4 protein-coding genes are annotated in these 3,322 nt (G+C 27.8%); 3 read left to right on the top strand and 1 reads right to left on the bottom strand.

Going from position 1 to position 3,322, the window contains the following annotated elements; all coding sequences use genetic code 11:
- Positions 1-94: 94 nt before the first annotated feature.
- Positions 95-1,141: an FAD:protein FMN transferase gene (locus tag RDX53_RS13885; protein ID WP_195931879.1), complete on the bottom strand. Its 1,047-nt coding sequence runs from the start codon at positions 1,139-1,141 to the stop codon at positions 95-97.
- Between the two features lie 80 nt (positions 1,142-1,221).
- On the opposite strand from RDX53_RS13885, the gene RDX53_RS13890 reads away from it, so the two are divergent.
- From RDX53_RS13890 to RDX53_RS13900, 3 genes are all read left to right on the top strand, one after another.
- Positions 1,222-1,896, top strand: a complete 675-nt coding sequence (locus RDX53_RS13890) for a uracil-DNA glycosylase (protein WP_195931878.1) — start codon at positions 1,222-1,224, stop codon at positions 1,894-1,896.
- A gap of 259 nt (positions 1,897-2,155) precedes the next feature.
- Positions 2,156-2,467, top strand: coding sequence for a rhodanese-like domain-containing protein (locus RDX53_RS13895; RefSeq protein ID WP_295571502.1), 312 nt, complete (start codon positions 2,156-2,158; stop codon positions 2,465-2,467).
- Positions 2,468-2,720: 253 nt separating this feature from the next.
- A complete protein-coding gene (locus RDX53_RS13900) occupies positions 2,721-3,257 on the top strand; it encodes a hypothetical protein (protein WP_307994355.1) in 537 nt (178 codons plus the stop codon).
- The last annotated feature ends 65 nt before the right edge of the window (positions 3,258-3,322 follow it).

Here is a 3,322-nt window from a genome sequence, read left to right on the forward strand (position 1 = left end):
TGATATATATAAAATAAATAAAAAGACAACCTAATGGATAAAATCTATTAGGTTGTCTTTTTATTTATTATAATTAGTTCAGTTATCTCGTTGTTTAGTCAATTAATTCAAAAGAACTATCTTTTAGATTTAATTTTCCTTTTAAATTAGATGTAGTGTATATTTTTTTGTCTTTTGTTATAAATATAGCATCAGTATTATCTAAGCTTTCTATTAATTTCATGCCTTTTTCCAATCCTAATCCAAAAGTAGTTGTAGATAGTCCATCACCTACTATTGATGAATCTGAAATAATAGTGACACTGCTTAAATTATTTTCAAATGGATAACCTGTTGATGGGTCAAGCATATGATGATACATAACGCCATCTTGTTCTAAATATCTTTCATATATGCCAGAAGTAACTACAGACTGGTTTATAACTCCTATATTGGCAATAGAAGTACCATCTTCACTGTTAGGGTCTTGTATTCCGACTTTAAATTGAGTATCTTTAGATTTTTCTCCTAGTACAAATACATTTCCGCCAAGATTGATTATGGCTTTTTCTATATTTTGAGATTTTAAATACTCAACAATCTTATCAGCAGCATACCCTTTAGCTATTCCACCTAAATCTATCTCCATACCTTTTTTATTTAACTTCACACTTTTTTCTTTTTTATTTAATGAGATATCTTTATAATTTACAAGTTCTAACTTTTCTTTGATTTCATCTTTGCCTGGGACTCTCGCCTTGTCTGTTCCTATAGCCCATAAATCGACAACAGGCCCTATAGATATATCAAAGACTCCATCTGATATATTAGAAAAATGTATTGCCTTTTGTATTACTTCAAATGTATCATCAGAGATTTTAACATATTTTTCACCAGCATTTTGATTTATTTTATATACATCACTAGCTTCTCTTGTTTTAGACATTGTATTATCTATATTAAGTAGTATATCTCCACATTTTTTCAAAATTTCTTTTGAATCTGATTCTTTAACATTGTATAAAGTAATTTCACTTACTGTATTTAAGTCATAGTAAGTCTGACTATAATCCCCTTTATTAAAATTGCCCTTAAACAAATAGATGAAAAAACAAATAGCAATTACTGCTATTATTAAAAGGATAGATTTTTTCTTGTTCATAATGCCTCCTTCAAATAATTGTTTTATTATGTTATATTTAATTATAACATAATAAGAAAATATGAAGAGGAGTTTTTACAATGGTTAAATTAAATAACGATTGGGATGAATTATTAAAAGATGAATTCAAAAAAGAATATTATCAAAATCTTAGAGAATTCTTAAAAGAAGAGTATTCTAGTAGAGTTATATACCCAAATATGTACAATATATTTGAAGCATTAAAACATACTTCGTTTAAAGATACAAAAGTTCTGATATTAGGTCAAGATCCATACCATGGAGAAAACCAAGCGCACGGACTAGCTTTTTCAGTTCAAAAAGGTGTTAAGATTCCACCTTCGCTTTTAAATATATATAAAGAATTAAATCAGGATTTAGGTTGTTATATACCTAATAACGGATATTTAATACCATGGGCTGACCAAGGTGTATTACTTTTAAACACAGCATTAACTGTTAGAGCGCATGAAGCTAATTCACACCAAAATGTCGGATGGGAAATATTCACAGACAATATTATAAAATTATTAAATAAAAGAGAAGACCCAGCAATATTTGTTTTATGGGGAGGAAATGCTAGACGTAAAAAATCACTAATCGATACGAGTAGACATTATGTTTTAGAGTCAGCACATCCAAGTCCACTTTCAGCATATAGAGGATTCTTTGGATGTAAACATTTCTCAAAAATAAATGAAATATTAGAAAGCCTAGGAAAAGAGCCAATAGACTGGCAAATTCCAAATATATAATAGAAAGTTATTGTGTTTATGTTAAATTAATACCCTTCAACGTTAAAAAAAGATAAAAAAGTAGTTAATTGTAACAATTTATCATAATATAGAATATTATAAAATATAAAATTTATAAATTAAAAATTTTATTATATAATTATAATTTTTTTAGAAATAAGATTTTAAGTTGATTTTTAATGCGTTTTAGCTTGAAAATTATATACATTTAAAATATTATTATAACTTCTTATTGCTAAAAAAGAAAGAAGGGGTATTTATGGCAGTAAACACAATAACTGCGAATCAAGCTCAACGAATGTTAAATGGCAATCAATTTAGTTTGATAATAGATTTGCGAGATTATTATGATTATGCAAGAGGACACTTACCAAATGCTATTAATATACCTACTAATCAAGTTGTAGATAGAATAAATCAAATTCAACAATATAGAAATGGAAATGTTTTATTATACTGTCAATATGGAATACAAAGTGTAAGTGTAGGAAAGGTTTTAATATTAAATGGATTTAGAAGAGTATATAGTTTAGGTGGAGGTTTAGACCATTATAACTATCCACTATATTAAATAACATATATTTAATATTTAAATAAAAGGGGAGATATTGAATTTTTTTAGTTTAACTTTTAAAATTAAATTTACAATATCTCTTTTTTTGTGAAGTATAAAAAATTACATAAACTTTTAAAAATATATTAAGGATAAATATTTTTTATTGGAATATATCTTTAAAAAAAGTAAAAATTAAATTATAATAGTGCAAGAAAAAAATTTTAGGAGAAAAAATATGAAAAAACTTCTTACAGCCGGTGTGGCTCTCTTGTCCGTTGCAACGTTAGCAGCATGTTCTGGTAAAACTGCTTCGGAATCATCTAGCAAAGATGCAAAGGCTTCTTCTAGCAAAGTAGAAAAATCATCTACTTCAAAAAGCAAATCAAGCAGTTCATCAAAAACATCAAAATCAGCAACCTCTTCTGTTAAAATTCCAGAAATTGTCTTGTTGACTGATGAAGAAATCGATAACGCCAAAACAATTGGTGATATGAAAACTCTTTATAGTAAATTAGTGGATAACTATAAAAAATATGCTCAAGATCTTGGCGATCAAATTCCAGAATCACATAGATCTATATATACTCAACAAGTAGAGCCAGCTCTGAAGACATTGGACGAATCAAAAACTCAATTTGATACAGCACTTTCAACTGGTGGTTCAGATGATACAGTTGTTCCTGAACAAGGACGTACTGCTTTTGCACAACAATTGAAATCTGGACGTGACACTATGAAACAAGCTCTTGAAAGTGCATATAAGATGATTTCACCTTATATCTCTTCATCTTCATCAGCTGAATAATTCATAAATGAAAATGAGAGTGGGACAGAAATCGGTAATTCGTTAGAATTCGATTTCGTCGTCCC

This window comes from uncultured Intestinibacter sp. (genome assembly GCF_902468165.1).
Lineage (GTDB): Bacteria > Bacillota > Clostridia > Peptostreptococcales > Peptostreptococcaceae > Intestinibacter.